This is a genomic window from Acinetobacter sp. LoGeW2-3, assembly GCF_002688565.1.
Lineage (GTDB): Bacteria > Pseudomonadota > Gammaproteobacteria > Pseudomonadales > Moraxellaceae > Acinetobacter.
Window position 1 is genome coordinate 2749431 of the sequence record NZ_CP024011.1, and the last position, 25014, is coordinate 2774444.

Below are 25014 nucleotides of genomic sequence, written 5' to 3' on the forward strand. Positions count from 1 at the left end.
AGATAATAATAGATCCGTAAAACTGATTAAATTGCAGTCATGCAAATGAAAATAATAAAAACAGCACATTGATATTTTTTAATTCTTAAAGACATTGTGCATTATAAAAAACGATGAGAAACACATGAATAATTTAAAGATTTTAATTACCAAATTATCTGATCACGCACGTCTATGTCTTGAGAAATCTGCCAATACTTGTATCAATCATCAAAATTATGAAATCGAAATTGAACATTTGTTTCTGGAATTGCTGTCGCATGAACAGCTAAATGATGTTCAATTACTACTTAAAAACTATAAGCTCTCCAAAGATGCCCTGTTGGATGATCTGAAGGAAAGTATACTTCAGCTTAACAAAGGCAATTCACGTACCCCTATTTTTGCCAAGTCAATCATCCGACTACTTGAGCAAGCATGGCTACTGGCATCTGCTGAAAAAGAGCCTTTGATCCGTAGTGGTCACTTGCTTGTGGCTTTATTAACAGCCTCTGATCTGTACCAGATCGCGATGCGTTCATCTTCAATTTTTGAACTGATTCCAATTGATACGATGAAACATCGTTTTCTAGATGTATGTCAGGATAGTATTGAAAATGCGTCACCTCAATCGTTAATTTCCCAGCCAGTAGATAATCAAAATTCTGAAACTACGCCAAAGAAAACACCTGCATTAGATCAGTACACAATCAATCTGACCCAGAAAGCCAGTGAAGGAAACATTGATCCAGTGATTGGGCGCGAATTTGAAATTCGTCTGATGCTGGATATTTTGATGCGCCGTCGTCAGAACAATCCAATTTTAACGGGTGAACCTGGAGTTGGTAAAACTGCAGTAGTTGAAGGATTAGCGCTAAAAATTGCTCAACAACAGGTGCCAGATACCTTGAAAAATGTGCAATTACATGTACTGGACATGGGTTTATTACAAGCAGGTGCGAGTGTCAAAGGTGAATTTGAAAACCGGTTAAAACAAGTGATTCAGGAAGTACAAAGTTCTTCCCATCCCATTATCCTGTTTATTGATGAAGCGCATACCTTGATTGGGGCTGGTGGTCAGGCAGGTCAGAATGATGCGGCAAATTTACTTAAGCCAGCCTTGGCGCGTGGTGAATTACGTACTATTGCTGCAACCACGTGGGCTGAATATAAACAATATTTTGAAAAAGATGCAGCGCTCAGCCGCCGTTTTCAGGTTGTCAAAGTTGAGGAGCCGACTGAACCGGTCGCGATCGACATGCTTCGTGGCATGATTCCAGTGATGGCTCAACATTTTAATTTACAGATTGATGATGAAGCGATTGTGGCTGCGGTACACAGTTCGCATCGTTACATCAGTGGACGTCAGTTACCAGATAAAGCTATTAGTGTCCTAGATACCGCAGCAGCTCGCGTTGCACTGACCCAAAATGCACAACCGGCACAGCTCAATCATTTGCAGGCACAACTGCATAATCTGGAACTGGAACATAAGCTACTGGCCCAGGAAAACCAGAACCTGCCCATTCATCATGAAAGACTCAATGATCTCTCAGTCAAAATTTCTAATTTGAGACAGGACATTCTGTGCCTTGAAGATCGATGGCAACATGAATTGCAGATTGTTCAACAGATCCGAAAAATTCAAGCTAGAGATCAAAACGAGGGATCTAGCCAACAGATTTCAGCCTTACGTACAAAGCTCGCTGAAATACAGCAAAAGAATCCACTCGTTTTTGAACGTGTGAATGCCAACATCATTCATGAAATCATTTCGGACTGGACGGGTATTCCAGTCGGTAAGATGGTTAATGATGAAATCAAGCAGGTATTACAGCTAGAAGAGCGTCTGGCACAGCGTGTGATGGGACAGGATTACGCCCTGCAGCAACTGGTACAAGGCATCAAAACCTCTAAAGCCAAACTGGAAGATCCAAATAAACCTCAAGGCGTTTTCCTGTTGGTAGGTCCAAGCGGTGTTGGTAAAACTGAAACGGCCCTCAGCTTGGCGAATGAGCTGTATGGTGGTGAATCGCATTTAATCACAATTAATATGTCGGAATATCAGGAAGCACATACGGTTTCTTCTTTAAAGGGTGCTCCTCCTGGTTATGTTGGTTATGGTCAAGGTGGTGTTTTGACTGAAGCTGTCCGCCGCAATCCATATAGCGTGGTGCTGCTAGATGAAATTGAAAAAGCGCATATCGATGTGCAGGAGTGTTCTATCAGGTCTTTGACAAAGGCATGCTGGAAGATGGTGAAGGTCGTCTGATTGATTTTAAAAATACCACGATTTTACTGACTTCAAATGTTGGTTCATCTGCAATTATGCAGGCCTGTCTGAATCAGGAGCCAGAACAATGGCCACAACCAAATGAGCTACTTGAACAGCTCAAGCCAAGTTTATATAAGCAGTTCAAACCAGCGTTCTTGGGACGTATGCAGATCGTGCCTTACTTCCCTTTACATGATGATCTGCTACTCAAAGTTATTAAGCATAAGCTTGGTAAGATTATTCAGCGTGTTCAAGCACAATATAAAACCGAAGTCACCTATAGCGATGATCTGTTAGAACTGATCTTAAGTCGTTGTACCGAAGTCGATAGTGGTGCACGCAATGTTGACCATATTCTGAATGCTAGCGTATTACCAGCGTTGGCGACTGAAATTCTGATGGCACTAAGTGAGGAAAAAGTTCCTGAAAAAATTCATATTGATATCGAAAATGATGAAATTATTTATCTTCTAGACCCACAGCAAGCTAAAGCGAAAACTAAAAACAGCCGGAAAAAGAAAACGGATGCTGCATAAAATTATATTTAGAAATTAAAAATTTAATAAAAAAATAATTTTCAGGTGAAGAATGACTTTAGATATTGAACCACTGCTTGCCCCGATTTCTGATCATCAACCATGTGGTGAGGATTGCTCGTTTTCAAATGACTTTCATGCCATTAAAAAGGCCAAAACTCAGGATGATCCTTTGCTAGATCAAGGTGACTGGATTTCTGAACCTCGACAGGCGGACTGGCAGTTTGTACTGAATAAGTCAGTTGAACTATTAAGCAATAAAACTAAGGATTTGCGTCTCTATACCTGGTTGACTGAAGCCTGGACACATACCCAAGGCTTTAAAGGCATTGCCCGCGGGCTTGAACTTAGTCATCTCAGTATTCAGCAATATTGGCAGGACTTACATCCTTTAATTGAGGATGAGGATCTGGATCAGCGTCTAGGTTTGTTGCAAGGACTGATTAATCAGATTCCAGCCTTGATGAAACAGGTTCCTATAGTTAGTCAGGCGCCGTTTTATCATTTGGGAAATTATGAGACATTTTTACATCAACAGAATGTCCGGCTTCGTCAAAGTCAGGATGAAGATAGTGAATCGCTAAATAGCAATGAGGGATTGCAAAACTTCGAGCAATTGCTACAGGCAACTTCCCGTTCTGTTCAATTAAAAAATTACCAGCAGGTTTTGGATATTCAACAGCACTGGCAACAACTCAAAACTATCTTAGATGAGTTACTCAGTCTGGATGCACCGAGCTTTTCCGCAATTGATGAACAAATCGATTCAATCGTTTCTCAGATAAAACGTCTATATAAAGTAGAACAAGTATCAAATCAGAATATTGAAAGCTTAATCCAGCCGAAAGAATCAGTAATTCAGATAGCTTATGCAGATACAGCATCTCCTGTTGCTCAGACTCAATTCAGGTTACAGCCACAGAATCATCTAGCTAATCGTGAACAGGCATTAAAAGTCTTAAATGAAATTGCTGATTATTTCCAAACACATGAACCGCATAGTCCGGTGAGTTATATGCTGCAAAAAACCATTCGCTGGAGTCAGATGCCATTACACGAATGGCTAGCACAAGTGATTAAAAATGAAAATCCCCTGGAACAGGTGCAAGAGTTACTGGGTGTACATGATATGAATAATTCTACTAGTGAGTGGTAAGACTGAATGTTTAAAGCAGAAAAAGTTCTTTGGGGTGAAGGCTTATTTTTAAGACCTCAGCATTTTCAGTTACAGGATGCCTATCATGAACAACGTCTGAACCATATGATTCAGGCAAGCTTCCCTTTTGCTTATGGAATTCAGTCGATTGAATTCGATGACACTCAGTTTAGTATGAATATACTGGCTCTCAGTCGAATTGAAATGGTCTGGCAAGATGGGGAAATTTATCGAGCTCCTGCACAGGATTTATTACCTGAACCCGTACAACTCGATACACTGAATCTGCGTACAGAAATGGCCATTTATCTTGCTTTACCGATGGTTCAGGCGAGTAAACAAAATCTTAATCATGAAGCTAATTCTCAGTCCAGTCGCTATCATTCACATTTAAGCTCAACCCATGATCTATTTACCAATGCGGCTACAGCAGAAATTACCTTGTTGCGCCGTCGAGCAGAATTCAAAATTTTTGAAATAAGTCAGCAGCCTCAACAGGCACTAGATGGTTATTTCTATTTGCCAGTTGGAACGATGAAACGACAAAGTTCCGGGCATTTTGTGCTAGATCACAAGTTTATTCCACCAATTCTACATATCGAAGCATCAGAAAATCTATTAAATAATCTGAAGCGTACTTTGAATATTATTCGTGCCAAGATCAAAACCATTCAAACCAATAATCGAGAAAATGAACAGAAACTGATTGAATTCCGGTCTGGCGATATCGTGTCTTTCTGGTTAGTGAATGCGCTCAATACTGCACATGCAACTCTGAATCATATCCTGCAATACCCACGTATTCATCCAGAACGGCTCTATTCTGAATTATTACGTCTGACCGGGTCATTACTGACTTTCTCAACTGCTTATGAAGTCGATCATTTACCTCAATATCAGCATCTTCATTTACAGGAAAGTTTTGGGCAACTTGATGTCATATTACGTGAATTGTTAGATACGATTATTTCAAACCGTTATATCAGCATTGCTTTAAAAGAAACCCGCTCATCTTACTGGGTTGGCAGTTTGGAAACAGATAAAATTTCCCGCGATACCCGTTTGTATCTTGCAGTATCAAGCAGTGTCATGCCAGCCCATGATCTGATTGCCTATGTACCGATCCGCTTTAAGGTCGGCAGTACGATCGATGTTGAACAACGGGTTATTGCAGCATTACCAGCAGTGCCAGTTCAGCATCTGATGCAGGTTCCAACAGCAATTCCGGTGCGTTCAGGGGTGAGCTATTTTGAAATCGAACCGAATAATGAATTGTATCAGCGCATGATTGAATCCGAGACCATCTGTATCTATATCCCAAGCGGATTCCAAGACATTTCAGCTGAGTTGATTGCTGTTTTAAATGGATAAAAATAATGAATAGTATAAATAATGCGCCGTCACTATTTGACGATGGACAAATTGGTACAGGTTTTCAGGTCAATTCAAATATAGGTACATATCGACACTCAGCGGCTGCCAGCCTGGTCGATCTATTACATGATGGATTCTATGTAGTTTTCCTGATCCGTAATCAGTATGTACCTTCCAACCCGGAATCCTTCCGCCAGAAAGTGCTAGATATGTTGTCACGCTTTGAAACTCAGGCGCGTAAATTGCAATTTTCTGCTGAAGATATTAATGATGTCAAATATGCCTATTGTGCTTTGCTGGACGAAACCATTGTAACCCAGCAGGATTCCCGCTTTTTTGACTTGCAAAATTTCTGGATGATAAGCCCTCTACAACTTAGCCTGTTTGGATCACAACTGGCAGGTTACCGTTTCTTTGAATATCTGGAAGAAATCCGTAATAGAGACAAAGAACGTCTCGCCGTCCTTGAAGTCTATCATTACTGTTTATTATTAGGCTTTCATGGTAAATACCGGATTGAATCAATGAGTCAGTTGAATAGTTTAATTAGTCGTGTTGGTGAACAAATTGATTATCTCAAAGGGAAAAAAGCTTTTTCTCCTTTTGCTGCAATTCCGGATCAGATTAAACACATCATTCACCGTGAATTGCCATTTTTCTGGATTTTAATTTTCTGGCTGTTATTTGCCTTGGCAAGCTTTATTGGTTTGCACTATGTATTGTCTAAAGACCGTAATGCAGCATTTGCCCAATATCAGAATGTGATTAGTGTTCTTGCAGAACAGGCTTATATCACCATCCATTTACCATAAATATTACATCGACTATGGCATACGAAAATAATAAACATATTAGTATCTTGCAATCTGTTAAGCCTGCTACTCATCGTTCACCACAGTTTTACCTGTTGAGCGGTTTTGTACTTGGGGTTTTATCGGTAGGTTCTGTATTACTGGGATATAGCTATTATCAGGACCATAAAGAAATAATTACTGCACAGGTAAAAAAAGAAAATCATCAAGTAGCAGACTCAAACCATGCTGTAGAAAACGAGCAGCTTATTCAAAAAACTAACACGCCGTTGGGTCAGGAAAATAAACAGAATTCTGAAGATGGTTTTGATCAAAATATTGAAAATATGTTTAAGATAGCAAAGCCAAAAAGTAGTTCTGAATCTAAAAATCGTACTTCACCTTTTGAATCAACCTTTGGTTCTCAAGATCAAAAGCCTCTAATTGAGGTAAACGATGGAATCAAATCACCTAAACCTGAAGTTCACACGTTTCAATCTTCAACTGCAAAATCTAAAGAAACCAAAGGATCTGAAAAGAATCTTATGAAAGTAAAGTCTGCTACTCAACCAGCAGTACAAATAGAAGGACCTTTAAAGCTAAAAACTGCAAGTACGTCATCACAGGATCAATCTCCAGCGGTTACTTCATGGGAAAGTGCTGAAATAGCACAGTCATAGACAGTATGATCTATTTCATTTTATCCAGTTTCATTTTGCTTAGCATAGGCATGTTAGTACTGGTTTTCCATGAATTTAGAACCCACCTAATGAACCTGTTCACACAAATTTTGCCTTATAGCAAGAACAGAATCTTAGCCGCTAAACATGTTTCCTGGGAATTTAATCTGGCTGCTTCATCAGAGAAAATTCAGTCCCATTGGCATATTCAGCAATGGTGGATTTTACTGGCTGCTTTGTTGCTATTCAGCAGTATCGTAATTTTTACTTTAACCCGTCCCATTACCGCCAGTACGTTTGAAGCAAATTATCTCCGTAAAGTTGATCCGCAAATTTATACTTTGCTGGATGGTCAGGTATTAGCACCGCCGCCAGAAGTAGAAGAATATCTTATTGAAGAAGCCTTACAGGCAGAAGCAAATTACTATGCCAATGTCATTTCTGCTCAAGTGATAAATCCCTTACCGAATCCAGCTGAAGACGTTCATCTGCCTGCGGGTCATAGTCATAGTGATATCAGTAGTGCAGATCGGAAATGGAATAAAATTAATCCACGTTATAAACAGCGTTTGTTAATGGTTTTCAAAATCATGCGTGAACAGCATGGTTATGAACTAGTTTTATTAGAAGGCTATCGCAGTCCGGAACGACAGAATTCTCTTTCCGTCAATCCGAACACTACCAGAGCCAAAGGTTATCAAAGTTATCATCAGTTTGGTTTAGCAGCTGACGTTGCCTTTAAACGTAATGGCAAAGTCGTAATTAGCGAACGTGATCCATGGGCAATGCGTGGTTATGAACTGTATGGTCAGATCGCGGAATCGGTCGGACTCACTTGGGGTGGACGCTGGAAATCAATTAAAGATTATGGGCATACTGAATATCGTATGCCGGGTCTGAGAAAGACAGCTGAAATGGCGAATCAATTGATTAATGAAGGCCAGCTACAGGCATCTGCAAACTAACCTTCGATTCAAACTTAATCTTATTATTTATACTGCATCTAAAAAAGCCTGCATATGTTCCAACACTTGTGCAGGCTTTTCACCATGTAACCAATGCCCTGCACCTTCAATCAGTTCAATTTTGGCATTCGGGAATTGACGCTCGATAGCAGCGAAATGTTCTGGTTTAGAAATATAAAATGAATTTCCACCTCTCAAGAACAACGCTGGTGTATTCACAGGTGCCAGATCTTCCCAAACCAAAATATCCTGATAGTGATTGTATAAAGCTTGAACATTAAACAGCCACTTACCTTTATTAAAGGATTTTAACAGGAACTGGATTACCATTTCTTCATTTAAATATTCACGCATGATTTTTGTCGCCTCCAAGCGTGAATTTACATTTGCATGCTCTACAGCGAATAAAGCTTCAAAAATTTCTGCATGATGATTTTCGTGATATTGAATTGGAGTCATATCAAGAACTACAAGTTGCTCGACCTGATCTCGGGCAATATCTGCTAGGTTCATGGCAACCTTTCCACCCATTGAATGCCCTATCACAATAAATTTTGTAATATTTAGACTATCCAAGGTTTCAAGCACATCTTTTGACATCAGGTTGTAATTATGCTCATCACTATGACCAGATAAGCCATGATTGCGTAGATCTATTTGAATGATCGTACGTTGATTTGCAAAATTTCGCGCTAACATTCCTAAATTACTCAAACTTCCGAATAAACCATGAATGAAGACCATTGGTATAAGTTTTGAGTCATCATGAGTGGTGATTTGGTAGTTGAGGATCATTTGAGAATTCCAGTTTACTCTATATTAAGTTATTGGTAAAAAGCATATTAATATACATCAATTGTTCAGGAACAGAATTTCTTGATACTTCTGGATGTGCTGTAATCATATCATCCTTTAAATTTATAATATTAACTTTATTATTTAATCTCATGACTTGATTATAATTAAATACAACATTTTCAGAACAAATAATATATTTTATTGAATTTCCACATACTTTAAGTTGCTTATTAATTTGTTCTACGACATCCTCTTTTCTTAAATCTTTAAGAAAGTGTAAGTCATTTTTAGCATTATATTCTCCTAAATGAAGAATAGGATCTACAGCCAAAGTTTTATAATCTAAAGCAGATCCATGTAACAAAGCTCCTGTTCCACCTTTTGATGCCCCATATAGAACAACATCTCTTTTATTTATTGTTAATTTTTCCACCACATTATCTATCTCTTTTTGTATATTTTTTTCGAAGTTTGAATAATTAATAGTATTCGTATAATGAGATCCATGAGAACAATTAATATCCATTATTCGCATTATATATACGTTTTTAACTAGACTTTTTTGAATGCCATCAAAAAATTTAGGAAACATTCTATTTGAAATAATATGATTATCAAAATTTTCTTTATTAGGCATACAGGTAAACAAAACTAATAATCTTTTAGGTACATGATTATTAATCTTTCTACCCTGCGGTGTTTCTAAAGTATAAATGATACCATTAGAATAAATTAAATCTTTCCTTTTAAATAATTCAATAGCATTTTCCCTTTTATAAAATCTAGAAATTCCATTTTCATGAAAATAATGGATATAGTCATTTTTCAATAATTTTTTATATTTCTTTATCTCTCCTAGCCAATTGAATAAAATTCAAAGTTGATTTAGTTTCAATTAAAATTTTTTTTTGGTTGTCCAAATTAATATCATCATTAATATTGAAAACTTTCATCAACCTTCCTTTAATTAAAATAATATAAATTATAAATTATTTTTAAAAAAAATAAATATTTATTTTATTATAGTTTAAGATTTACAAAATACTGTTAGGTTCATACCGGAACTGTTCATGCTCTGATTTTGACGATCTAAATAGGTCTGGGCAATCATCGCCATCATGGAAGCCATATTCAATTGGCTATTTTCCTGAGAGGCTTTCAAAATATTCTGATAGGCCTGAATCCGATCACATAATGCCTGATGCTCAGTGCTGATACTTGGCTTATCTTGTGCAGTATGTGGTTCATCCAAAATGGCTTTGGTTTTATTCACAACACTTGTTTGCTCAGCAATAAACTGATCATATTGCTCTTGGGTCATCGTCTCGGCCACGGCATAATTTGAGATAAATACACCGTTGAGTCCAAGCAAGATAGCAAAAGCTAAGCGGTTCATTCCTGACCTTCTTTCCATACATCTTCATAATCATCAGCATCAATCATAAAGCGATAGCCTTGATCCAATGCCAGATATGGAAGAACGTCTGGAGCAATATCCTGTAATTCACGTACAGTCATAATTTCAAAGTCAGCATCGCTTGAAACTTCTTCGCCACCATAGATATACCAGCTCACTTTTGTTGCTACATCTGGAGTTTTACGAATGCCAACAATCGGATCTTGATTCAGGGTATGGACTGCTACGGCAATGACATCATCCCCACTCACCTCTACATATGCAGAACCGACTTCTTCACATAACAATTTCTGTTCGGCAATCAGCTCTTGAAGGGGTGAAAGTTTCTGGGTGTTCTTTGACATGGCGCCATTTCTCTTAGATTTAATGCGCCCTAAGTGTAGCCTAATTTTTATTATTAGGAATGTGCTTTTATCGCCTATTGCATGACATCTGCCTATAAGAATTTAGACAGATGTCGGTTTTTCAAATTATTGAAATACTTTGAAACGCTCTTGATCCGCAATAAAGTCTTTGGCACGCGCCTCGCCTTCAACTGAACCAAATACCAGTTGTGCTCTTAGTTTCCAGTTAGCGGGAATGTCCCATTCTGCATGAACCTGTTCATCTACAATCGGGTTGTAATGCTGCAAAGATGCACCTAAACCTTCTGTATGCAGTGCTGTCCATGTCGCAAACTGTGCCATAGCAGTAGAATGCTCTGCCCAGATCGGGAAGTTTTCTGTATAAGATGGGAACTGATCTTGTAGACCTTTTACTACATTTTGGTCTTCGAAGAATAAAACTGTACCTAAACCTGCAGCAAAGGTACCCATTTTCGCTGTGGTTTTTGCAGCACCTTCTTCATCTTTGGCATAACTTTTTAATTTGTCTGCCACAAAACCCCAAAATTTCTCATGTTCACCATTGAACAGGATTACAGCGCGGGAAGATTGTGAGTTAAATGATGATGGGCTTTGTTTAACAGCAGTTTGAATCAAATCAGTTAAGAATTCAGGAGATTGTGTGACATTCTTGCCAATCGCGTAGATCGTACGGCGTTTTGTAATTAAATCTAAAAACTGATTCGACATTCTTGAAAATCCTTTGATATATCTTCGGGAAAATTGGAACCTTCACTTATTTTTATGAAGGAAATCTAATGAATAATAATTCTATGATTCATTTACTCATCAGTACTGATAGCTTAAGAAAATATAGCCAGAATAGCTATATTATTAAATTAATATCTTTATATATTCTTATGATAAAGAATAGATTTTTAATTTATTTTTTATCAGATGATAAAATACATGCCCTTTTACGAGCCATTTTCTGTTTTAAAATAAGTCATCTTGTTCAATGATGTAGCAGAATTATTTTTGAATGAAAAATAGAAGGATTTGCTTAGGCTATTTATAGTAATTGAACGAAATAAAAAGGTTTTTGGAAACTAAATAAATTCATCCCCCAAATATGGAGGATGATATTGAAGGAATCAGTTCAAATTTGCTTAAAATTTGGAATTTAGGACTTGAGCAGAGACTTTATTTTTCCAAAGCTCACGTAATACTGGCAGATAGAACTTCTCACCCAGTTCTACCAGTTCAGCATCAATCAGACCATGGATATCATGCATGAACAGATAATCTAGCTCTACAGTAGTGAGCTTCATATGCTTTTTCTGATATTCCTTACGCTTCTGTTGTGCCTGTTTAACAAGCTGATCTGCGAAGGCTTTATCTTTGAACTGGCTAATTGCATTAAGACGCAGTTCAATGATTCCCCAACCCGCCAAGAACATCTGGAACGTTTCAAAATCATTGGTAGTGGATTCCCATGACATTTCATCCAGATTTTCATTTTCAGGCAAAACTGGTAATAGTAGTTCCATCACGCTTGGGAAAATCTTCTTGAAGTTCAGAATAAATTTAACAGGATGCTCACCTGGATAATCCTTGAATTGCACCTTCTTTTGAACATCTGTTAAATAAATATCGAGCATTGAAAATTTTCCTAAATAGGTTACTGTTTTACATAGACTTATTTTCATCTAGCAAAACTTTTGCAATAGAAATGCAAAACGGTCTTAAAAAGCGAAATGCATTTTAGCAATTATAACGTCTTATTCAATGCTATGCAGGCAATGAATCAACCTGCGAAAGGCTTTAGGTTTAAAAATCTTCAATTAGGAATGTCTAACTTTATGACATTAACGCGAATTGATTTAAGTGGTCATAAAAACTGCGTAATAAAAAAGCCCACTCATCGAGCAGGCTCTATAAAATTATATAAGTTAATCAATCTCACCAGCTTTGCCAGATCCTAAACATTCTGCACACTGTTTGCCATCTCCAGAATCATAGCCAGTGCCACTACAAGTGGTACAATTTTTCGCTTCAGAATCTGGATAAAGATCATTATCTTGATATGGTTCTTCTAGATCAAAATCATCATCAAAATCGGCCATTGCCCTTACCTCATTCTTCTAGTTATCAGGGAATTTATATTAGTAATCTGACCCTCGGTATGTGTCAAAACTTGGACGATAGATGGTATATGCCATCTCATAAATAATTAATCTATGAACATCATATTTTTTATAAAAACATAGAATTAGAAGTATTGTTTAAATTTGTATGAATCGCACTTAGATAAAAGATAAAGCCCTCATATGAGGGCTTTTAGATTCCAAGTATTAGAAGGCTTATTTCACATTCGGTGAAACCATATTTTCAGGTCGTACCACTTCATCAAACTGCTCTGCTGTTACTAAGCCTAGTTCAACTGCAACCTGTTTCAACGTCTTATTTTCCTTATATGCTGTCTTGGCAACTTTGGCTGCATTCTCATAACCAATGACCGGATTCAATGCAGTCACGAGCATTAATGAATCATGCAGGAAATGTTCGATCTTGTCGCGGTTAGGTTCAATACCGACGGCACAGTTATCGTTAAAGCTGTTACATGCATCTCCAAGCAGCTGGATTGATTGCAACAAATTAAAAGCAATCACTGGCATAAACACATTCAACTCAAAGTTACCTGAAGCACCCGCAACATTGATTGTCGTGTCATTACCCAGAACTTGTGCTACGACCATGGTCATCGCTTCACTCTGCGTTGGATTGACCTTACCTGGCATGATGCTTGAACCTGGTTCATTTTCAGGAATACGTAGCTCTCCGAAACCACAACGTGGGCCGCTAGCTAACCAGCGAATATCATTGGCAATCTTATTCAGGCTCACTGCCAAAGTTTTTAATGCGCCAGAGGCAAATACTGCTGCATCACGCCCTGCCAAGGCTTCAAACTTGTTTGGTGCAGTGACAAAAGGAAGTCCTGTTAATTTTGCCAAAGTTTGTGCTGCGTTTACTGCATAGTCTGGATGCGCATTTAAACCTGTACCTACGGCGGTACCACCTAAAGGTAGTTCATATAAGCCATGGAGTGCCTGTTCGAGTCTTAATAAGCCATGATCTAGTTGCGACACATAGCCACTAAATTCTTGCCCCAATGTCAACGGCGTAGCATCCTGTAAATGGGTTCGGCCAATTTTGACAATATCGGAGAATTCCTGAGATTTGGCATGTAAGGTGTCACGCAGTTTTTTTACTGCGGGAATTAGCAATTCACTAATTTGCAGACTTGCCGCTACATGAATTGCAGTTGGAAATGAATCATTTGTCGATTGAGCACGATTAACATGATCATTCGGATGCACCGGTTTTTGCGAACCCAAAGGATTTCCTAAATTTTGGTTGGCAATATTGGCAATCACTTCATTACAGTTCATATTGCTCTGTGTACCAGAACCTGTTTGCCATACCACCAGTGGGAACTGGCTATCCCATTTCCCTGCAATCACTTCTTCTGCTGCTGAAACGATATAACCTGAAAGTTCATGTGGAATCTGATTCAATTCAGCATTGGTGAGCGCTGCTGCCTTTTTTACTAGCCCCATGGCACGAATCATTGGACGTGGCAGGCGTTCATTGCCAATTTTAAAGTTTTGCAAACTACGCTGAGTTTGTGCTCCCCATAGTGCTTCACTCGGTACAGCTACTTCCCCCATGGTATCGTGTTCAATACGTGTTTGCATATCTAGCCTCTTTATAAAGTCTTGGTATTTCCTTGTTTCATCTTAAGTAAAATGAAACACCATGTAAATGATAATTATTATCAATAATTAAGTTGATGCTAATCGGTACTATTGCCCGCGTAAAGTGTTCTGGTAAAAACGCCACTCATCTTCAAGCATTTGCCGAATCGAGCGCTGTGGTTGCCAGTTCAAAGTATTTTTGGCCTTTTCGGCATTAGAGCCGACCTGATCTAATTCCGGATTGGTGTTATATAAGGCTTCTTCCGTCTTGATCGTGATTTGTGCCACTTCACCAATTTCATCCAGTAATTTCTGAATTGAAATCAATTCACCGGCAATATTAAAGGCTTCACAGGCAAAACTTTGCGTACTTAGCCATTGCAGGCTTTTAATAACCGCATCACAACAATCTAGTACATGCAGAAAACTGCGTTCTACAGTTTTATCTTCAGTATTCGCCTGTTTACGCAGTTCAATACTTTCCCGTTGTAAGGCCCCAACTTGCATGGCCAAAGGCACAATATTTTTTGGCAACGGCGGAACAAACTCCCCCAGTACACCATGCTCAAAAGCACCAGAGATATTACATAGCCTTAAAATGGCAATTTTCCATTCATTATCAGTACGTGCAGTATCACGGATGATTTCTTCTACCATCTGCTGCGACTTAATATATGGATTTGGATAACTGAAATTAAAAGGCGTGTCTTCGGTAAGATCTGGACTAGATTGCCCATATACCGCCAAGCTAGATAGATGCACCAGAGTACGAACGCCAGTCCGCTGCATGGCACGTAACAGGCTCATAATACAGCTGACATTATCATTGTAATATTCCAGCGGTTTTAGCACCGATTCTTCTAAGGATTTAAAGCTCGCAGTATGCACGACGGCGTCAATCGAATGCTGCTCAAAAACTTTGTTTAAAGCCGGTGTATTACGAATATCAATTTTGACAAAAGGCACAAACATGCCAGAAATAAATTCTAGACGTTCTAAAGTTTGCAGGCTGGCATTGGCCAAATTATCGACCACAATGACCTCTTGCCCTTGTGCGAGCAGACTTAAAGCAATATGAGAGCCTATAAAGCCTAAACCACCGGTTACCAAAATCATTGTATACTACCTTTTTATTATGTAGCCCAGATCAACTGCTTAGGTTGATCAAGCCTGTAGTGAATTTCATGAGCACCTTAATTCTTATTACCTCCACACCGACATCGATACATGCCTGGCATGCCTTGGGACTGGTCAAAGCATTACATCACAAACAGGAAGACTTTCGAGTTTTCTTCTATCAGGACGGTGTGTCGGTTGCCAACGCTTTGCAATGGGTACCAGATGACCAGCGTCACCTGACCCGTGAATGGCAGTCTTTGCAAATACGTCTGCCTGTGTGTGTGAGTGCGGCCTTAGCGCGTGGCATTACAGATCAGGAAAATGCTCAACGTCACAATATTCAACAACATAATCTTGCAGATCAGTTCGAATTGGTCGGATTGGGCGAACTCGCTGATGCTGTTCAGTCTGCACATCGTCTGCTTCAATTCTAATCGGTCTATTTTTTGGGATATGTTGCTTTTAAAAGGTATATTGTGTGAAATCTGTACTCGTTATATTAACTCAATCGAATCTGAATTCCTTGCAGGTTCATGAAAGTCTCTCTGCGACAATGGTCCTTGCTACTTTTGGTTCAGAAGTTAAAGTCTTGCTACAAGGTGCTGCCTTAAGCTTATTACGCTCAGACCTACAATTTGAACAGCTCAAACATGCTTTTAAGATTGCTTCTAATATGGTCGATAGTTTCGAGTTTTATGATCTGACGCCAATTTTGGTGGAAAGCAAAGATCAGAACTCGGCTTTTGTGCAAAATACTGAACAAGAAGTTGAATTTGTCGAATTAAATCCTGCCTTTATCCAAGGCTTCGATCATGTGCTGTACTGGTAAGGTTGTCCATCATGTCTGATAAAACTCTTTATATGATTCAAGCCAACTATGCTGCTACGGCACAGATCCTTGAACAATTGTCCCAGCTTTATACTGAAAATGATCAGGTGATTTTGATGGGTGATGCAATATTGTCTGTTGAGCATCCTTTTATTCAGCAGCTGCAAGAGATTTATATTCTGGAAAATGAAGCTGAGTTATTGCTTCAGCCAGAAATTGAAAACTTGAAAATCATTAACTATGCCGAATTTGCAGAGCTATGCCTTAGCTTTAGCCGCTGCATTTCTATGAAGTAATACATACGGATCTATCATGAATCTAGAGTTAGACCAAGATGGTCATTTGGTCGATTACACCATCTGGAATGAAGACGTTGCACAAGTACTTGCGAACAGCCTGGAGTTACAACTTACTCCTTGGCATTTTGAGGTTTTACAAGCAGTCCGTCAGTTTTATCAGCAGTTTGGTCATTCCCCGGCAACTCGTCCTTTAATTAAATTCCTGATGAAAACTGTAGGGCCCGAGATCAATAATGCCGTGCTTCAAGAAAAATTTAATACAGGACTAGTAGCGCGTCATCTTAGCCGTCTGGCAGGTATTCCTAAACCGCCGAACTGTCTTTAATTTCGTGATAAATAAATGCGTAGTCAGGTTTCAGCGATTTAAACCTGACTGCATATTTTGTTTTAATATCTTGGGAGTCGAAAAGAGCTAGGCTATAAGTTCTTATTAAGCAGATAAAACATCCTTCGCATCCAGATTATTTAAATCACTAATGACCTAACGACCAGAAAGCCTTCTATAAGACAAATTCCATTCAACTCTAATCTATCTTTAGACCAAGCTCAGAAAAAACCTACTATTTCGTAGAATGCCAAACATCAATCTAGATGCTTTAAGCATAACGTGTTTTCAATTTTGCCGTTGCTCGTGTCAGTTCATGTTGATACTCAGGCAAGAAAGTCAGTAACAGATCAATATTGGCCAGCGCTTCTTCCTGTTTAAGCGCATTATTTTCTAATAGATTTTGTTGTCTATTCAGAAATATCCTGAGCTGCAAATATTCAGGTTTTTGCCCATCCTGCATTGCAAATAACATATTGGCAAAATCTGTGACAAATTGATCACGCTGTTGATTCAGAGACTGAGATTGATTCCGTGCTGCTCCCCGACGCTGTACTGCCTGATTCAGATTTTCTGCCTGAGCGTCTAGAAGTGGCTTATGCGTATTCATCCCATAAAATGCCAACGCACTAGAATAGTTCAATGCCAATTCTTCACGATGTATTTCATGATGTACCTGATAGCCAATTAACCATAAGATCAAAAATAAAGCTACGGTACTCAGCAGGTAAACACCTTTTTCATTCATCTGCCACCTCCAGGTTGAAACCGTACAGAAGTGGATCCCCAAATGATAGAAATGGACGAACGGCATTCAGTCGAATAACAATATTCATGAGCAATGCTCCAATTTATTTTTCTTTTAATTTCTTATTTTTATAGACAACTCATGGCTGCCTTTGCATTAAAACAATATACAAATGCAAAAATATTGTGTAGCGCTTTCCGACCAAAAGAAAACCCGAATTTTACGATTCGGGCTGAATTAAAATACTAATCAGTGTCTTTGTAATGTATCGAATTATTCATCAATCACATCAATAAAAGAAGCACTTAAAACCTTGGCTAAATCTGTTGGATTTAAACCAATATCCAAACCACGCTTGCCTCCACTGACATAAATTTTATTCAGCTTTTCTGCGGATGCATCAATTACAGTCTTCAAGCGCTTTTTCTGACCGACTGGACTGATTCCACCAACCAGATATCCAGTCAGACGTTCTGCCTGTTTAGGATCTGCCATTTGTAGTTTCTTGCAGCCAAATGCAGCAGCCACTTTTTTAAGATTCAGCTGATAATGAACGGGTAACACTGCGACAAAATATTGCTTTTCATCTGTGACTAATAATGTTTTAAAAACTTCTTCAACAGCTAGTCCAAGTTTCTCTGCAGCTTCCAGACCGAAGCTTTTGGCATTAGCATCATGTTCATACTCATGAATGCTATATTCGATTTTATTGGCTTTTAAGAGTTTGCAAGCTGGAGTCATGAGATTGGCTATTTTGTTTTAGATGAGCCCATTATATAAAATTCAAATGCTTCCCGAACGAGTTCAAGTTATCTATTGGATAAATTTTCTGCAAAGGGTTTCACTACAAGATGAATGACTATCATCGAGCAGACATCCTACGGCCATTCATCGCCTTAAAAGACGACCTTTTGCCAATTCAAGTTTCTTTTTATTTGGCTAGATCTAAAGCACTTACTCCAATTCAATGAACATTTCAGTCAATTTGACTACTCAGAAATACAGGAATGGATAAAAAGTAGAATCAGCTACTTTAAATATTCAAAGGATTACCCTGCTAAGTTCACAAGATAAATATCCTTATCCTATACTAGGCATGTTTGATTCATAGTGAATTATTAGCCAATTTATATTTTAAATTTATTTAAATTCATCATCTTATTAAATAATGATGTAGATAAATAAGCTAATCCTGTAAAAACAAAATCTGCATATAAATTAAACATCACTTTTGTGACGAAAAAGCCTGATTTATAGGCTTTAGATATTGAAACCTACAGTTACCTGACAGAATCTGATCAAAAATAGTTGACTTATTTACTGTCAGTCGGCAATGTTACATAAACATTATTAACTGTTTTAGCCAATTGCGCTTACAATGTAAAAATTCGACATAACTCCTATAAATGTCATTTTTTAACATTGCCAATTCCTTGCAAAGTTCCCATTATATAGACCGCTATCAGGTACGTACTTTCTACACCGATTCAAACAAAATTTTTATAAAATGTAGAATTTCATGCCATAATGGAGGAAGTTTGCTGACATCTTGCAAACTTCTTTTGAAACTTTTGAATTGGAGCAAGCTGAATGAGTTCGACCATTTTGGTCATTCATGGACCGAATCTTAATTTGCTGGGAAAGCGTGAACCAGAAGTATATGGTCACTTGACTCTTGATGATATCAATCAGCAACTCAGCGCTCAGGCTAAAAATGCCGCATTAGAATTAGACACTTTCCAAAGTAATTGGGAAGGTGCCATTGTCGACCGAATTCATCAAGCACAACAAGACGGCGTTCAATACATCATTATTAATCCTGCAGCTTTAACGCATACCTCTGTTGCAGTACGTGATGCGCTTCTTGGTGTTGCCATTCCATTTATTGAAGTCCATCTGTCTAACGTCCATGCACGTGAGGCATTCCGACATCATTCATATCTATCCGATAAAGCGATCGGCGTGATCTGTGGTCTAGGAGCAAAAGGCTATGCCGCTGCCCTCGATTACGTCATTGAAAAAATTCAATCTTCTAAGCAATCTTAATTAGGAATACTGTCTCATGGATATCCGTAAAATCAAGAAACTCATCGACCTGATGATTGAGTCTGACTTACAGGCGATCGAAGTTAAGGAAGGAGATCAATCCATTGCCCTAACTCGTCGCAATCCAGTGGTTGCAGCAGCTGTTCCTGCAATGCCTGCACCTGCAGCTGATGTCCCTGCTGCGAAATCTCCACGTGGTGCAGTGGAAAAATCTCCGATGGTTGGTGTGTTCTACGCAGCACCAAGTCCAGGTGAAGCACCATTTGTAAAAGTGGGTCAAACTGTTTCTGCTGGTGAAACACTAGGTATCATCGAAGCAATGAAAATCATGAACCCGATTGAAGCAACTCAAAGCGGTGTGGTTGAAGAAATTCTGGTGAAAAATGGTGAAGTGATTCAGTTCGGTCAGCCACTTTTCCGTTACCGCGCTTAATCACCCCGGGGATTCATAATGTTGCAAAAAGTTTTAATTGCAAACCGTGGTGAGATTGCCCTGCGCATCACCCGAGCTTGCAAAACTTTAGGAATTAAAACTGTCGGTGTCTATTCAGACGCTGACAAGGACTTGATGCATTTGCGCTTCTGCGATGAAGCAGTATGTATCGGTCCTGGCGCAAGCAGCGACAGTTACCTAAATATCCCAGCAATTATCACAGCAGCTGAAATTACCGGTGCGGATGCGATCCACCCGGGTTACGGCTTCCTGTCTGAAAATGCTGAATTTGCTGAAATTGTAGAAAGTTCTGGCTTTATCTTTATCGGTCCACGCCCTGAACATATTCGCCTAATGGGGAATAAGGTTTCTGCGATTATTGCCATGAAAAAAGCTGGCGTACCAACCGTACCCGGTTGTGATCATGCAGTAACGATTCACAATGCACTTGCTGAAGCTAAAGAAATCGGCTTCCCGCTGATCGTGAAAGCTGCTGCCGGTGGTGGTGGTCGTGGTATGCGTATCGTAGAACGCGTGGACACTTTACTTGAGTCTGTGCAAGCAGCACAACGTGATGCAGAAATGTGGTTCGGCGATGACACGGTTTATATGGAACGTTTCCTGCAAAAGCCTCGTCATGTTGAAGTACAGATCTTGGGCGATGGTAATGGCCATGCGATCCATCTGTATGACCGTGACTGTTCTTTACAGCGCCGTCACCAGAAAGTACTCGAAGAAGCACCAGCACCAAACTTGCCTGAACAGGCACGTGCTGACATTCTTGAAGCGTGTGTCAATGCATGTAAATTGATGCAATACCGCGGTGCAGGTACGTTTGAATTCCTGTTTGAAGACGGCGAATTCTTCTTTATTGAAATGAATACCCGTGTTCAGGTCGAACATCCTGTTACTGAAATGGTAACTGGTGTCGATATCATTGAACAACAGCTACGTGTTGCTGCTGGCCTAGGTCTGGATATTCAACAAGAAGATGTACAAATTAAAGGTCATGCGATCGAATGCCGTATCAATGCGGAAGATCCATCTACCTTTATGCCATCTCCAGGTCTGATCGAGACTTTCTATGCACCAGGTGGTGCAGGTATCCGTCTAGATTCGCACATCTACCCAGGTTATAGCATTCCACCGTATTACGATTCGATGATTGCTAAGCTGATTGCTCATGGTAAAGATCGTGAAACTTCGATTGCGCGTATGAAGCAGGCACTGGATGAAATGATTCTGACTGGAATCAAGACCAATATCCCGCTGCATAAAGACCTGATCCTTCAGGATAAGAACTTCTGTGAACAGGCAATGGATATTCACTATCTGGAAAAACATCTGCTTAAGCAACTTGAAGGCGCTGAAGAAAAGGCTTGACCCTTTTTCGGTATCCTCAAAAAAACCGCTGATTATTCAGCGGTTTTTTATTGGTAGCCATATAAACCTAAATTTAAGGAAGAATACGTCTTAACGTTGCAAAACACTGCTCTGCCTTGTCAGTGGCACAGAAGTTAATGGTATGCGGGTTCTGCCATTTCACAAAATATTGCGATACTTCACCAGACTGATCTTCCTGATTGCCAGAACAGTCTTTTTGATTATTATCATATTTCACTTGAAGAATTAAGGCAGGAACCTGAGCGGTGGTATCTTGAGGCAACTGATAGTCATAAATGCCTGATGACCACTCATCGCCACTTTTAATAATCACATTGTTATCGCTTTTAAAATTATAGTATTCGATACACTTGCGGTTATTCGGGATTTCCATGCCCCATAAGCCCATAATTTCAGGACGCGTCACCACACGATAGGTATTGGCAACAGCCGTAGCTTGAGCTGCTGTTTGAGTTTTATTATTTATATCTGCAGCCATCGCCCAGTTGGTTAAGGTAAGCAGCATAAGGCTTAGACATGTTTTTTTCATATTCAAAAAGTATTCCTTAGATTATCCCTAACTTAGCATATTTTTTACATTTGGGAGTATGGCGAAAAGTCATTTCATCTGCTTAGATAAAAATATCAGTTAGATACATAATAGCCATTTCTTTTCCACATAATTTTGTTTATATTTTGTACTTATACAATATTAAGTTTCGATTAAATTACAAACAATCAACAACAAGAAGAAAAATCTCAGAGCTTATTTAACTAAAAACAGCATGTGATTTTTCATTGTAAATTTATTAGGGTAGCTTCATTTTGCGATTTGCTGATTTTAAAGGAAAACAACTGGATCCGGATAGCTCTGCATATATTATCATTGCATTGTTAATTCTTATCTGTAGCTTTATTGGTATTGCAACTCGTCCAATAGGCTATTTAGCATTTCTGTGGCCCGCCAATGCAGCCCTGCTCGCCTTTTTTTTACGTTTTCCAAAGCTCAATAACAAAGGCGGCTGGTTAGGCGCATTTAGTGCTTTTATGTTTGCCGACCTGCTTACAGGCGACTTTGTACTACAAAGCTTTTTCCTGACTCTCTCAAATCTGCTCAGTACCATTGTTTCCCTATTTTGTATCCGCTATTTCAAGATTAATTATAAATACTACAATAGTGGCTATACCTTTATTCATATGTTTGGCATCTTTGCCTTTGCAGGATGTCTAGCCAGTGCAGCATTTGCAGTCATCACGCTGGTAAATATCCCCGGTTCCTTTGTCACCCTGGAAAATATGAAGACTGACTTTTTTCTGTGGTGGACGGGAGAAATGGTCAATTACATCATCATTCTGCCCTTGGTCTTGGCATTCCCTACTGCCAAGCAGATTCGTTATTTTGTCACTAATCGTAGAAAAAAAACGTATTCTTTCAGCTATTTTCTACCAGTAATCACCGTAGCGGTCTGTGTAGTCTTAACTCATATTTTTGCTGGTCCAGGTGCATTAATCTACCCTCTAGCCGCTTTAATCTGGGCAGCACTGACTTATCGCATTTTTACCATTTCAATCATTAATACACTGGTGCTGATTACTACCTATGGCAGCTTGACCCAGATCTATCTGGCTGATGATACGCTTGCAGATTCTACCGCCTTCATTTCCTTGCGCATCGGCCTGTTTATGCTGGCACTCGCGCCGCTGATTCTCTGTATTATTAGTCAAAACCGGAATGAGCTGTATAAGCATGTGCTTTATCTGGCGAATTATGACAGTCTAACACGCACCATGAACCGTCATTACTTCTTTAAAGAAGGTGAAAATTTACTGAAACAGTCTAGAAAGCTATCGTTTTCTCTCATTATGCTGGATATTGATTATTTCAAACGACTGAATGATCAATATGGTCACCATGTCGGGGATGCCGTGTTACAGCAGTTTTCGGAACTGGTACGTACCAATCTGCGCAGCTGTGATCTGTTTGCCCGGATTGGCGGTGAAGAATTTGTGGTGTTGATGTGGGATATAGAACATGATGAAGCACATTGGGTGGCTGAACGTATTCGCGATCTGGTGCAACAAACTCCGATTTATCTAGAACACGGCAAATCAGTACATATCACGGTAAGTTTGGGTATTACCCACCAGGAAACCCCACAGCAGAGCGAATTACAGGATTTAATCAATATTGCGGATCAGGCACTTTATCAGGCCAAGCATTTAGGCCGTAATCAGGTGGTGCTTGCGTCCTAAGCTTTTTAATTTTTATTTATTCAAACAAGGAATGTCATGAATTATCAGGAATATCTTAGCTATGATGGTCTGGGACTGGCCGAGCTGGTCGCAAAAAAAGAAATCCATGCTTCTGAGTTGCTGAATATTGCCTTAGAACGCAGTAATCAGGTCAATCCTGAATTAAATGCCATCATCATCCCAATGCATGATTATGCCCTAAAGCGCACTGAAGCAAATTTGTCTGGTCCTTTTGCAGGTGTGCCCTTCCTGGTTAAAGACCTGTTTCAGGAATATGCTGGGTATCCGACTTCTTATGGTTGCTCAGGCTTTAAACGTATTGGCTATATTCCGGATACCAATGCTGAGATTGTGAATCGCTGGGAAAAGTCCGGGATTGTGACCTTTGGCCGCACCAATACGCCTGAATTTGGAATCAAAGGCATTACCGAACCTGATGCTTGGGGGAGCTGCAAGAATCCATGGAACCTAAGCCATAACAGTGGCGGTTCATCTGGTGGCTCAGCTTCTGCCGTCGCTGGAGGTATTGTGCCGATTGCAGGCGCAGGTGATGGCGGTGGTTCGATTCGTATTCCCGCCTCTTATTGTGGTTTGTTTGGATTAAAACCGAGTCGTGGACGTACGCCGTGGGGTCCACAAATGAGTGAAGCGATGCATGGTGCAGCCATCCAGCATGTCTTGACTAAAACCGTGCGTGACAGCGCTGCAATGTTGGATGCCACCCATGGTGAAGACCATCACTCTATGTTCAAGATTGAGCGTCCACATACGCATTATTTGAAGATCATTCAGCAACCACCGAAAAAACTAAAAATCGCATTTAATACCAAATCACCAATTGGAACCAAAGTCTCCAAAGATGCCATTCAAGCTATCGATCAGACGGTGAAACTATTGGAATCATTAGGTCATGAGGTGATTGAAGATCATCCAGCAATTGATGGGATGCAATTGGCCAAGGATTTCATTACCACCTGGTTCAGCCAGTTCTCTTATATGCTGGAAGAAATCCGTAAGCAGTACCCGTCTAAATCGACTGATTTTGAGCTGGATTCTCTGGTTTTATCTGCTTTTGGCGCCAAAACCACGGCGATTGAATACATCCAGAACCTGAACAACTGGGGCATCTATGTTTCCCAGATGAATCATTTCTTTGACCGATATGATTTATACCTGACACCCGCTACGGCGTCGGTAGCCCCGCGTAATGGCGAAGTGAAAACACCAGCTTGGCAAAAGCCAATTCTAAAAGCTTTACTTGCTACGGGTAAGGCTCATCTATTGGCTCAGGGCAAACTGGTGGATCAGATCGTTAAGGAAAACCTGAAATGGGTACCATTTACCCAGTTATCCAACATTACCGGCCTGCCAGCAATGTCAGTACCGCTATACTGGAATGAACAGAATCTACCATTAGGATCTCAGTTCATTGCGCCGTTTGCCCGTGAAGACCTGTTATTACAACTGGCTGCACAACTTGAAGAAGCGCAGCCATGGTTTAACCGTTATAAAGACATTCAAATCTAG

At 39.5% G+C, this 25014-nt stretch carries 26 protein-coding genes and 1 pseudogene; 15 read left to right on the plus strand and 12 right to left on the minus strand.

Annotated features, from left to right (window positions below; all coding sequences use genetic code 11):
* The first annotated feature begins 124 nt into the window (after positions 1-124).
* The 6 genes and pseudogenes from tssH (at position 125) to BS636_RS13300 (ending at position 7756) form a co-directional block, all read left to right on the plus strand.
* Positions 125-2790: pseudogene (gene tssH / locus BS636_RS13275) on the plus strand (type VI secretion system ATPase TssH).
* Positions 2791-2842: 52 nt separating this feature from the next.
* Positions 2843-3946: a type VI secretion system protein TssA gene (gene tssA / locus BS636_RS13280; RefSeq protein ID WP_099339203.1), complete on the plus strand. Its 1104-nt coding sequence runs from the start codon at positions 2843-2845 to the stop codon at positions 3944-3946.
* Positions 3947-3952: 6 nt separating this feature from the next.
* Positions 3953-5317 carry a type VI secretion system baseplate subunit TssK gene (gene tssK / locus BS636_RS13285; protein ID WP_099339204.1) on the plus strand — a complete coding sequence of 455 codons (1365 nt, stop codon included), beginning with the start codon at positions 3953-3955 and terminating at the stop codon, positions 5315-5317.
* Positions 5318-5322: 5 nt separating this feature from the next.
* Positions 5323-6132, plus strand: coding sequence for a type IVB secretion system protein IcmH/DotU (gene icmH, locus BS636_RS13290; protein ID WP_099339205.1), 810 nt, complete (start codon positions 5323-5325; stop codon positions 6130-6132).
* 14 nt (positions 6133-6146) lie between these two features.
* The gene (locus BS636_RS13295) at positions 6147-6791 is read left to right on the plus strand and encodes a hypothetical protein (protein ID WP_099339206.1); all 645 of its coding nucleotides are present in this window, start codon (positions 6147-6149) and stop codon (positions 6789-6791) included.
* 5 nt (positions 6792-6796) lie between these two features.
* Positions 6797-7756, plus strand: a complete 960-nt coding sequence (locus BS636_RS13300) for a M15 family metallopeptidase (protein ID WP_171266025.1) — start codon at positions 6797-6799, stop codon at positions 7754-7756.
* A gap of 27 nt (positions 7757-7783) precedes the next feature.
* Here BS636_RS13300 and BS636_RS13305 read toward each other — a convergent pair whose 3' ends face one another.
* From BS636_RS13305 to BS636_RS13340, 9 genes are all read right to left on the minus strand, one after another.
* Positions 7784-8551, minus strand: coding sequence for an alpha/beta fold hydrolase (locus BS636_RS13305; protein ID WP_099339208.1), 768 nt, complete (start codon positions 8549-8551; stop codon positions 7784-7786).
* A gap of 19 nt (positions 8552-8570) precedes the next feature.
* A complete protein-coding gene (locus BS636_RS13310; RefSeq protein WP_213064225.1) occupies positions 8571-9383 on the minus strand; it encodes an accessory Sec system protein Asp2 in 813 nt (270 codons plus the stop codon).
* A gap of 198 nt (positions 9384-9581) precedes the next feature.
* Positions 9582-9950: a hypothetical protein gene (locus BS636_RS13315; protein ID WP_099339209.1), complete on the minus strand. Its 369-nt coding sequence runs from the start codon at positions 9948-9950 to the stop codon at positions 9582-9584.
* Positions 9947-10315 (minus strand): hypothetical protein, encoded by a 369-nt coding sequence (locus BS636_RS13320; RefSeq protein WP_099339210.1) that lies wholly within the window; start codon positions 10313-10315, stop codon positions 9947-9949. The genes BS636_RS13315 and BS636_RS13320 overlap by 4 nt, the downstream gene beginning before the upstream one ends.
* 126 nt (positions 10316-10441) lie before the next feature.
* A complete protein-coding gene (locus BS636_RS13325) occupies positions 10442-11044 on the minus strand; it encodes a nitroreductase family protein (RefSeq protein WP_099339211.1) in 603 nt (200 codons plus the stop codon).
* A 419-nt stretch (positions 11045-11463) separates the two neighbouring features.
* Positions 11464-11955 carry a hypothetical protein gene (locus tag BS636_RS13330; protein WP_099339212.1) on the minus strand — a complete coding sequence of 164 codons (492 nt, stop codon included), beginning with the start codon at positions 11953-11955 and terminating at the stop codon, positions 11464-11466.
* A gap of 291 nt (positions 11956-12246) precedes the next feature.
* Positions 12247-12420 carry a hypothetical protein gene (locus BS636_RS16335; protein WP_171266026.1) on the minus strand — a complete coding sequence of 58 codons (174 nt, stop codon included), beginning with the start codon at positions 12418-12420 and terminating at the stop codon, positions 12247-12249.
* 237 nt (positions 12421-12657) lie between these two features.
* Positions 12658-14052 (minus strand): class II fumarate hydratase, encoded by a 1395-nt coding sequence (fumC, locus tag BS636_RS13335; protein ID WP_099339213.1) that lies wholly within the window; start codon positions 14050-14052, stop codon positions 12658-12660.
* A 108-nt stretch (positions 14053-14160) separates the two neighbouring features.
* Entirely contained in the window at positions 14161-15168 is a 1008-nt protein-coding gene (locus BS636_RS13340; RefSeq protein WP_099339214.1) for an SDR family NAD(P)-dependent oxidoreductase, read from the minus strand.
* 68 nt (positions 15169-15236) lie between these two features.
* Here BS636_RS13340 and tusD point away from each other — a divergent pair, with 68 nt between their 5' ends.
* The 4 genes from tusD to BS636_RS13360 are packed head-to-tail and all read left to right on the plus strand — an operon-like array spanning position 15237 to position 16624.
* Positions 15237-15605 carry a sulfurtransferase complex subunit TusD gene (gene tusD, locus BS636_RS13345; RefSeq protein ID WP_099339215.1) on the plus strand — a complete coding sequence of 123 codons (369 nt, stop codon included), beginning with the start codon at positions 15237-15239 and terminating at the stop codon, positions 15603-15605.
* 44 nt (positions 15606-15649) lie between these two features.
* Positions 15650-16000, plus strand: coding sequence for a hypothetical protein (locus BS636_RS13350; RefSeq protein WP_099339216.1), 351 nt, complete (start codon positions 15650-15652; stop codon positions 15998-16000).
* Between the two features lie 11 nt (positions 16001-16011).
* Complete coding sequence (locus BS636_RS13355; RefSeq protein WP_099339217.1) at positions 16012-16296, plus strand: DsrH/TusB family sulfur metabolism protein; 285 nt, start codon at positions 16012-16014, stop codon at positions 16294-16296.
* A gap of 16 nt (positions 16297-16312) precedes the next feature.
* Positions 16313-16624 carry a TusE/DsrC/DsvC family sulfur relay protein gene (locus BS636_RS13360; protein ID WP_099339218.1) on the plus strand — a complete coding sequence of 104 codons (312 nt, stop codon included), beginning with the start codon at positions 16313-16315 and terminating at the stop codon, positions 16622-16624.
* A 271-nt stretch (positions 16625-16895) separates the two neighbouring features.
* On the opposite strand, the gene BS636_RS13365 is transcribed toward BS636_RS13360, so the two are convergent.
* Complete coding sequence (locus BS636_RS13365; RefSeq protein WP_099339219.1) at positions 16896-17372, minus strand: hypothetical protein; 477 nt, start codon at positions 17370-17372, stop codon at positions 16896-16898.
* A gap of 273 nt (positions 17373-17645) precedes the next feature.
* Complete coding sequence (ybaK, locus tag BS636_RS13370; protein ID WP_099339220.1) at positions 17646-18113, minus strand: Cys-tRNA(Pro) deacylase; 468 nt, start codon at positions 18111-18113, stop codon at positions 17646-17648.
* Positions 18114-18962: 849 nt separating this feature from the next.
* On the opposite strand from ybaK, the gene aroQ reads away from it, so the two are divergent.
* Genes aroQ through accC form a run of 3 tightly spaced genes read left to right on the plus strand, consistent with a single transcriptional unit; the run spans position 18963 to position 21234 of the window.
* Positions 18963-19418, plus strand: a complete 456-nt coding sequence (gene aroQ / locus BS636_RS13375) for a type II 3-dehydroquinate dehydratase (RefSeq protein WP_099339221.1) — start codon at positions 18963-18965, stop codon at positions 19416-19418.
* A gap of 16 nt (positions 19419-19434) precedes the next feature.
* Positions 19435-19851 (plus strand): acetyl-CoA carboxylase biotin carboxyl carrier protein, encoded by a 417-nt coding sequence (gene accB / locus BS636_RS13380; RefSeq protein ID WP_099339222.1) that lies wholly within the window; start codon positions 19435-19437, stop codon positions 19849-19851.
* Between the two features lie 18 nt (positions 19852-19869).
* A complete protein-coding gene (gene accC / locus BS636_RS13385; RefSeq protein ID WP_099339223.1) occupies positions 19870-21234 on the plus strand; it encodes an acetyl-CoA carboxylase biotin carboxylase subunit in 1365 nt (454 codons plus the stop codon).
* Positions 21235-21307: 73 nt separating this feature from the next.
* On the opposite strand, the gene BS636_RS13390 is transcribed toward accC, so the two are convergent.
* Positions 21308-21733, minus strand: coding sequence for a hypothetical protein (locus BS636_RS13390; protein WP_171266094.1), 426 nt, complete (start codon positions 21731-21733; stop codon positions 21308-21310).
* A 326-nt stretch (positions 21734-22059) separates the two neighbouring features.
* Here BS636_RS13390 and BS636_RS13395 point away from each other — a divergent pair, with 326 nt between their 5' ends.
* On the plus strand, positions 22060-23487 hold the full coding sequence (locus BS636_RS13395; RefSeq protein WP_099339225.1) for a diguanylate cyclase: 1428 nt from the start codon (positions 22060-22062) through the stop codon (positions 23485-23487).
* A gap of 36 nt (positions 23488-23523) precedes the next feature.
* Positions 23524-25014, plus strand: coding sequence for an amidase (locus tag BS636_RS13400; RefSeq protein ID WP_099339226.1), 1491 nt, complete (start codon positions 23524-23526; stop codon positions 25012-25014).